The 7,642-nt window shown below is 65.5% G+C and carries 6 protein-coding genes; 2 read left to right on the plus strand and 4 right to left on the minus strand.

Annotation, left to right across the window (positions count from 1 at the left end; translation table 11 throughout):
• Positions 1-258: 258 nt before the first annotated feature.
• Positions 259-837: a dihydrofolate reductase family protein gene (locus ACRDUX_RS35985; protein ID WP_526421489.1), complete on the plus strand. Its 579-nt coding sequence runs from the start codon at positions 259-261 to the stop codon at positions 835-837.
• A 326-nt stretch (positions 838-1,163) separates the two neighbouring features.
• Here the strand turns inward: ACRDUX_RS35985 and ACRDUX_RS35990 are convergent, their stop codons facing one another.
• Entirely contained in the window at positions 1,164-1,781 is a 618-nt protein-coding gene (locus ACRDUX_RS35990; protein ID WP_526421491.1) for a TetR/AcrR family transcriptional regulator, read from the minus strand.
• A gap of 175 nt (positions 1,782-1,956) precedes the next feature.
• Here ACRDUX_RS35990 and ACRDUX_RS35995 point away from each other — a divergent pair, with 175 nt between their 5' ends.
• Positions 1,957-3,411 (plus strand): MFS transporter, encoded by a 1,455-nt coding sequence (locus tag ACRDUX_RS35995; protein ID WP_526421492.1) that lies wholly within the window; start codon positions 1,957-1,959, stop codon positions 3,409-3,411.
• Between the two features lie 169 nt (positions 3,412-3,580).
• Here the strand turns inward: ACRDUX_RS35995 and ACRDUX_RS36000 are convergent, their stop codons facing one another.
• The 3 genes from ACRDUX_RS36000 to ACRDUX_RS36010 form a co-directional block, all read right to left on the minus strand.
• Positions 3,581-4,459 carry a universal stress protein gene (locus ACRDUX_RS36000; RefSeq protein WP_526421494.1) on the minus strand — a complete coding sequence of 293 codons (879 nt, stop codon included), beginning with the start codon at positions 4,457-4,459 and terminating at the stop codon, positions 3,581-3,583.
• A 216-nt stretch (positions 4,460-4,675) separates the two neighbouring features.
• The gene (locus tag ACRDUX_RS36005; protein WP_526421496.1) at positions 4,676-6,112 is read right to left on the minus strand and encodes a short-chain fatty acid transporter; all 1,437 of its coding nucleotides are present in this window, start codon (positions 6,110-6,112) and stop codon (positions 4,676-4,678) included.
• 48 nt (positions 6,113-6,160) lie between these two features.
• Positions 6,161-7,585 carry an aldehyde dehydrogenase family protein gene (locus tag ACRDUX_RS36010; RefSeq protein ID WP_526421498.1) on the minus strand — a complete coding sequence of 475 codons (1,425 nt, stop codon included), beginning with the start codon at positions 7,583-7,585 and terminating at the stop codon, positions 6,161-6,163.
• Between the last annotated feature and the right edge of the window lie 57 nt (positions 7,586-7,642).

A 7,642-nucleotide genomic window follows, 5' to 3' on the forward strand; every position in this document is an offset into this window, starting at 1 on the left:
GTGGAGACCGTTGCCGAACGGATCGCCGCCTTCGAAGCGGCCGGCGTGCAGGAGCTCGTCTTGCACTTCGCCGATCTCCCCACCGCCGAGCAGGTAACCCACTTCGCCGAGAGCTTCATCGGTTAGCCGACACGGCGGCGTGATTTGTATGAGGTCGCACCGTTGGTGGTCCGAGGTGGTAGTCGAACGGCGATGAGTTTCGCCGCGCTTGCCCGTCTGTATTCACACACCCCATGAACCGCATTCGAGGAGAGCACCATGACCGCCACTTACACCTTCGACGTCTTTTCCAGCCTCGACGGCTACGGCGGCGTCAGCACGGGCGACTGGGGCGGCTACTGGGGCAAGCAAGGCCCGGAACTGCTCGACCACCGACTCGCCTTGTACGAGGTCGAGCAGCAGATGGTCTTCGGACGCAACACCTATCGGGCGTTCGTGCAGATGCTCGCCTCGAGCACCGATGAGTCGGTGCGTGACCCATGGGTCACCCGGATGAGGAACCTACCGGCGACAGTGGTGTCGACCACCCTGGATGGACCTCTCGACTGGCCGGACGCAACCGTCGTGAGCGGTGACGCCGTCGACGTCGTCGCCCGCCTCAAGGAGGAGTCCGAGGTGCCGTTGCGCTCGCACGGCAGCCTGTCGATGAACCGGGCACTGATGGCCGCCGGCTTGGTCGACCGCGTCCAGGTGACGCTGTTTCCCGTCATCACCGGTCAGACCGGTGATGACCCGATCTTTCAGGGTGCGGCCGACTTCGACCTCGAGCTGATCGAGAGCCGGACGCTCGACGGCAATATCCAAGAGCTCATCTACCGGCCCACACTGCATGTCTGAGTCCGTCCATGCAGCCCCTCGAGCAGCAAGGACTTGACCCGGGGAAGTTCCCCTTATGCGTCAAGCACCGACTGCGACAACCGCTTTCAGCATGGGCCCCTACCTTCGATGACCGCCGGCACGGCGCTAGCTCACCACATCGCCGTCTGTAACAGCGCGAAAGCCCCTGTACCAGCTTGCTGAAACAATCCGCCTGACCTCGGGGATAGTTGTCGCGCACCTCATCGGACATGACTTGACTGCTCAGATGGAATGGTTCAAATCGAGTCGCACACAGAATCTTTCGGGACCAACGGCTGACCGAACGGCGCGGCGGGGGCGATTGCTCAGACGTGCGGTGCCGTGGTCCGGATGCCGGCGAGTACCACGCCGACGATGCGTTCGGCGTCCGTGCGGCTGAACGGGCGCATGCCGCGGTTGACGATGAGGTGCACTGGGCCGGAGATCATCTCGCCGAGGAAGGAGCTGTCGACCGGGGGGAGCTCGCCCCGGTCGACGGCGGCGTCCACGCGCCGCTGCATGGCGGCCACGCGCTGGTCGAGGATCCTGGTCAGCGACTGAACGGTGGAGAGTTCGCGGGCAGGCTGGATAGCCTGTTCGAGCGTCCGGCCGAACGGCGTTTCCAGGCCACCGGCGAGGGCCAGCAGGAAGTCCACCAGGTCCCGGTGGATGTCGCCGGTGTCGCCCACGGAAGCGAGATCCTCGGTGTAGCGCAGCAGAGCGTCGACCACCAGCTCCTCGCGGTCGGGCCAGTTGCGATAGACACTGGCCCTGTTCACGCCGGCAAACTCGGCGACCTCCTCGTAGCGGAAGCCAGCGATGCCGTCGCGCGCCACTAGCTCGACGGTCGCAGCGAGGATCTGCGCTCTCACCCGCGCATTGCGGCCACCGGGGCGCCGCGCGGGCGGCCGGTCAGCGGTCCCGTTGGCCATCGCCACGCTCACCTCCTGTTCCCTACTCGGGTGCCGATTGTCGCCAGGTGCGACGTTGCGTTGCAAGCCGACAGTAAGTACGGTCTGCCACTAAAGCGACAAATTTTCGTTTTACTGCTCGGCGGGCAGCCCTCGCAGCCCGCGACAACCCACTGCAAGCATCCAGCACCGGCGGAGGACATTCGTAGTGAAAGACACGCTGGAAACGCCCGCCCCCGGCGCCCAAGAGCACCGCTGGAGTAGGCGACTCATCCTGTGGGTGGCCGTCTTGATCCTCGCCAACGTCCTGGCCGACATGGCCATCGGCTCGCCCATGATGGTCCTACCCCAGTTGCTGGAGCATTTCGACACCGACCAGGCCGCGTGGCTGAACGCAAGCGCGATGCTGGCCGGGGCCATCTGGTCGCCGCTGCTCGCGAAGAGTTCCGACATCTTCGGAAAGCGCCGGGTACTCATTGCCACTCTGCTCCTCGCATGCACGGGAGCGCTGGTCTGCCTCGCCGCCTCCAACGTCTGGATCTTCCTGGTGGGGCGCTTCCTCCAAGGCGCCGCCTTTGCCGCGATCTTCCTCACGGTGGCGCTCGTACTCCAGATCTGCACCCCGCGGGTGGCGATGGCCGTGGTCGGGCTCGTGACGTCCGGCTCCTCGATCGTCGGAATCATCGAGCCGTTCGTGATGAAGCCGGTCATTGATGCGTTCGGTTTCCGGAGCGTGTTCATCGCGGCGGCGCTGCTCGCCGCGACGGCCGCACTCTGCGTGCGTTACTTCATCCCTGAGTCGCCGATCCGCAGCACCGGCCGGATCGACGTGGGCGGGGCGCTCCTGCTCGGCGGCGGCCTAGGTGCGGTACTCGCCTACATCAGCCTCGGCAGAGACTTCGGATGGTTGTCCGGGGGCATGATCGCGCTGCTGGCGGCTGGTGCCGCCGCGTTGGCCGGTTGGGCGTTCCTCGCGCTGCGGGTCGAGGAACCCATCATCGACATCCGGGCGCTGCGCCGCCCGATCCTGCTGACGCTGCTGGCGCTGGTACTGGCAGCGGGTTCCTTCCGGAGCATGCTGCAACTGACGGGCATCATCGCCCAGGTGCCCCCCGACCTGGGGCTCGGTTACGGGCTGGGCCACGGAGAGGCGGTTGCAGTGTTGCTCTCCGCGCCCAATCTCGGCATCGTCATCGGCGGCACGTGTGCCGGATGGATCGCGGGGCGGTTCGGTCCAGCACTGCCCCTTCTCGGCGGCATCGCCGTCGGGATCGTGGCGACCTTCGCGATGCTCGCGGGCGTCTCAGTGCTCCCACTGGCAATCGCCTGCGGCGCCATGGTCGGCATGGCCGCCGGCGCGATCGGCGCCTCCGGCTACAACCTGGCGACCAGCATCGAAACCCCCGAACGGCAGGGCACGATCGCCGGTCTGGTGTCGGTCGTGATGGCACTCGGCTCGGTCGTCTTCAACTTCGCCGGGGGCGAGGTGCTCAAAGCGACCCAAATTCCCGGGGCCTTTGCCGATGGTGCCCCGGTAAGCACGGCGACCGGCGTGTACCTCTACGTCGCGATGGCGGGAGTGCTCTTCGCCCTCGCTGCGGTGCCCGCGATCACGCTGGCACGCAGCCGGCATGCCGCGCCGGCCGTGCCGGCATTGCGCTGACGGTGGCGCTTCGGAGTCGTTGTCCGCAGGCAAGATTCGTATATCGGCGGTGAGACAACCGGGGTCACGGAGGTCAGATTGCACACGCTTGTCGAGACGCAGCGAAGAATGGCCGACACCGGTGGTGGGATGGCGGCCACGTGGTCGTCCGTCCTCGGCGGTCTGCGCGCTAGCGAACCACCAGCACCGGGCACTCGGCATGGTGGAGCACGCTCTGGCTGACCGAACCGAGCGTCGACTCGACGATTCTGCCGCTGCCATGGCTGCCGACCACCACCAGCTGCGCGTCACCGGACAACTCGCTGAGTCCCTTAGCCGGGCTGACGTCCCGGAAAATAGCGGTCACGTGCGCGTTCGGGTGGTTTCTGGCGAGCGGGGCGACCAGCTCGTCCATGCGCTCACGCTGCTGAGTCTGCAGTAGATCCAGTAGTTGCCAGTCCATCAGTCCCTGGCTGTAGCCCAGCCCGACCGCCGCACCGATCTCCCACATGTGCACCACGGTCAACGGGGCATGAAGAACTTGCGCGACATCGAACGCGACCGCCAGCGCCCGGACGGACCCCTCGGATTCGTCGATGCCGACTACGACGGGCAGTGGCTTACCGGTGCGGTGGGCTGCAGGCGCCCGCCAGGCAAGGACGGGGCACAGTGCCCGGTGCGAGATCCGCACGACGTGCCTGCCCAGTACGCGGCCGCCATCCGTGCCGGTGCCAACCACTAGCAGGCGAGCTCCCTTGGACGCATCCTGCAGCGCAGCAGCAACCGACTTCTTCACAGTCGTGGTGTGCACCTCGACATCCGGATGCGCGTCCCGTACGGCGGTCTCGGCGGCACCGAGAACCGTGACGGCAGAGTCACTTCCGTCGGACGCAGGCGCAGTGCCTTCTCCGATGAAATGCCAGTCCAGCCCCGCCACCGCGTGCAGTAACACCAGCGGTGACGCGCTCTTCGCGGCGTATTCCGCGGCCCACCGGGCCGCCCCAAGCGCTGCGTCGGAGCCGTCAATTCCCACTACGACGGGCTCCCCGCCGCTGACTTCAGTATCCATCGCTGCACACTATCGCTGACGTGCCACCTCGCGGCCACCAGCGATCGACCCGAGGTTATGCGCGTGGAAGCGCGGCGGTAGACCTGTTGCTGCCATCGATATTTGCGGCAACCTCGCCACACGTCGGCCATAGATCAGTCGTGCACCACGCACACGAAGGTCCGGCCCGGGCCGCCGGAGCCCCTCACGGCGGCGACGGAGGCCAATGTGCCGCGCTTACGGTGCAGGGGGCATAACAGGAGGGACGAAGTCGAATGTCATTCCGAGCAGCCACACCAGCGCCAGGACCACCGGCAGGTGGAAAATGAACTGCAAGAACGTGAATCCAACCAAATCACGCGCTCTGAGCCCGAGCACCGCCAGCAAGGGCAGCATGAAGAACGGATTGATCAGATTCGGTAGGGCTTCGGCCACGTTGTAGATCTGAACCGTCCAGCCCAGGTTCATGTGGACGTCGGTGGCCGATTGCATGACGTAGGGGGCCTCGACCAACCACTTTCCGCCGCCGGATGGGACGAAGATACCGAGCACGACGGTATAGACGGCGATGACGAGTGCGAAGGCCCCGCCGCCAACGTCTGTGAAAAATGCCGCCAGTTGATCCGAGACAGTCTGTCCGCCACTGCCTTCCGCCTTGGTGAGGATTGCCGCCATGGCGGCGTACAGCGGAAACTGAACGAGGATGCCGCCAGTGGCCGGTACGGCTTTCACCACGGCTTGCAGGAACTTGCGTGGCGTCCCGTGCAACACCAGCCCCAACACGAGGAAGACCAACAAGTATCCATTCAGGCTGCTGACGACGGACAGGACTGGCTTGCTGAGCAGCTGGGAAACCAGCCATCCCAACGTCATCAGGCCCGCCAGGACGGGCAGGACGCGGCTGTACTCGAGCCATTCTCCCGGCCGCGAGCGTAGGGGGACCTCTTGGTTCTGGTCGTCCAAGTCCACGTCCAGGTCCTCGGCGGTCCTGATGGCCGCGCCCCTCGGTGCGGAGAAATGAGCGATCACCACGGTCAGCGCGATGAGGATGGCGCACATGAGCAGGGACTGCCACGTGAAGATCGTGGTGCCGAAGTCGAGAACCCCGGTGATCTTAAATAGCTCCGGTGGCAGCGAGCTTGCGGTTGCCTGCAGCTGTGCCGCGGAAGACGACATGCCTAGGGCCCACACGGCACCCAGCCCCATGAAGGCCGCGGCGCCGAGCGCACGATAGTCCACCCGCAGCTCGGTCCGGCGTGCGATCGCCCGAGCCAGCAGACCACCGAACACCAGGCTGAGCCCCCAGTTCAGGAACGAGACCGACATGGACAGGAACGCAACGAAACTCACCGCGCCCCTCGCGGTCTGGGGCACGGTGGCGAGGCGGTCGATCAGCCTTGCTACGGGCGGGCTCGTGGCGACGACGTATCCGGTCAGCACCACCATGGCCATCTGGAGGGTGAATGCCGTCAAATCCCAGAAGCCGTCGCCAAAGGCATTCACGACCGTCTGCGGAGAGGAGCCGTTGGCCAGCGCCGCTGCGGCAACGACGACGACACCTGCCAGGGCGACGACATACGCATCTGGGAACCACTTCTCCGTCCAGCCGGCGAGAGACTGGGCGACCCGCGCCAATCCCTTCTCGGAGCGATAATCCTCAGTGGCAGATGTCATTCGACCGTTCCTCTTCCCTCTCCCCGGTGGTACTCACCTCCCCCTCGCCTACTGTGCCGCGTACCCCAGCACCGCCTTGGTCTCCAAGTATTCGTCGAAGGCGAACTGCCCCCACTCGCGCCCGTTGCCGCTGCGCTTGTAGCCTCCGAACGGTGCGCTCAGGTCGAAACCGTGGTTGATCGCGACCGAACCCGCGCGGATACGGCGGGCGACCGCGCGCGCCGCGTCCAGGTCTGCGGCCGACACGTAACCAGCAAGCCCGTATTCGGTGTCGTTGGCGATCTCGACGGCCTGGTCGAGATCGCCGTAGCCGAGGATGCACAGCACCGGCCCGAAGATCTCCTCGCGTGCAATGGTCATGTCGTTGGTGACGTTGGCGAACACGGTCGGCTTCACGTAGTACCCGGCGTCGAGTCCGTCGGGCCGTCCCAGGCCGCCGACGACGGCCGTGGCGCCTTCGTCGAGACCTTTCTGAATCAGTCCCTGGATCTTGTCGAACTGCGCCTTGGACGCCACCGGACCGATGGCCGTCTTATCCTCGGCAATGCCGACCTTCACCGCGCCGGCAGTCTCGCGTGCGATCGCCATCGCTTCATCCAAACGCGAGTTGGGCACCAGCATTCGCGAGGGAGCATTGCAGCTCTGACCGCTGTTCATCATCATCACCGACGTTCCCGCCGCCACGCTCTTGGCGAAGTCATCGTCGTCAAGCACGATGTTGGGGCTCTTGCCACCGAGCTCCTGGGTCACCCGCTTGACCGACTGCGCCGCGTTCTTGGCGACGTCGATGCCGGCGCGAGTGGATCCGGTGAACGACACCAGGTCGATGTCGGGATGGCTCGACAGCGCAACTCCGACACCCTGTCCGTCACCGTAAAGCAGGTTGTAAACCCCCGCGGGAACGCCTGCAGCGTCAATGATCTCGGTGAAGATCTGCGCTGAGTACGGAGCCACTTCTGACGGCTTGAGCACCATGGTGCAGCCGGTTGCCAGCGCCGGGAATACCTTGCACGCGATCTGGTTGATCGGCCAATTCCACGGTGTGATCAGGCCACAGACGCCGATCGGCTCCTTGGAGACCAGGGTGCTGCCGTGCTGCTCGGAGAACTGGAAGTTCTTCAGCACGTCGATCGCGGTGGACAGGTGTCCCATGCCGAGGTTGACCTGCGGGCCCGCGGCCAGCGAGGCCGGCGCACCCATCTCCTCGCTGACGGCATCCGCCAGATCGGAGGCACGCTTCTGGTATTCGGCGAGAATGGCGCCCAGCACTTCGAGTCGTTCGTCGCGAGTGGATTGTGACCAGGTGCTGAACGCCTTGCGGGCCGCCCCGACCGCGTGGTCGACGTCGGTCGCGCCGCCGATGGCGATCTGTCCGGAAACCTCTTCAGTGGTTGGGTTATCGACGTCGAGGCTTCTCGGCTCGACCGGGTCGACCCACTGGCCGTCGATGTAGAACTTCAGATATTCACGCATGGTTCCACTCTTCCTCAGCGTCGGCGGCGTCGGACCCTTAATGGGTGCGTTCTGCAC

This window comes from Mycobacterium sp., assembly GCF_050701675.1.
Classification (GTDB): domain Bacteria; phylum Actinomycetota; class Actinomycetes; order Mycobacteriales; family Mycobacteriaceae; genus Mycobacterium.